The sequence below is a fragment of the Corallococcus sp. CA053C genome (genome assembly GCF_003611675.1).
Classification (GTDB): Bacteria; Myxococcota; Myxococcia; order Myxococcales; family Myxococcaceae; genus Corallococcus.
In genome coordinates this window covers 1-471 of sequence record NZ_RAWA01000861.1, presented here as the reverse complement: position 1 = coordinate 471, position 471 = coordinate 1, and the positions used below count along the sequence as shown (strand labels likewise).

The following is a 471-nucleotide window of genomic DNA, read 5'->3' as shown; positions in this document are numbered from 1 at the left end:
TCGCTGTGGTGGCGCGAACCGGAGCGCGAGTTGTTGCCGACGCTGCAGGAGCTGGGCATCGGCTTCGTGCCATTCAGCCCGCTTGGCCGCGGCTTCCTCACCGGCACGATCAACGCCGACACCACCTTCGATGCCAACGATTTCCGCAACAGCGTTCCGCGTTTCGAAGTGGAGGCGCGCCGCGCCAACCAGGCGCGGGTGGATCGCATCAGTACGATTGCCGCAGCACGGGGCGCGACGCCGGCGCAGGTGGCGCTGGCCTGGCTGCTGGCACAGGCGCCGTGGATCGTGCCGATCCCAGGCACCACCAAGATCCATCGCCTGGAAGAAAACCTCGGCGCGGCCGACCTGCAGCTGGCACCGGAGGAGCTGCAACGCATCGCACAGGCGCTGGACGAAGTGTCGATCGTCGGCGAGCGCTACAACGCGCAGCGTGCCGCCCAGGCCAAGGGCTGATCACCAGCTGGGTGC

General features: G+C 68.2%; 1 protein-coding gene. It reads left to right on the top strand.

The window, feature by feature from the left end:
• Positions 1 to 456 (top strand): aldo/keto reductase (locus D7V97_RS43610; protein WP_147445285.1); only part of this gene is annotated, 456 nt, incomplete at its 5' end.
• Positions 457 to 471 lie beyond the last annotated feature (15 nt).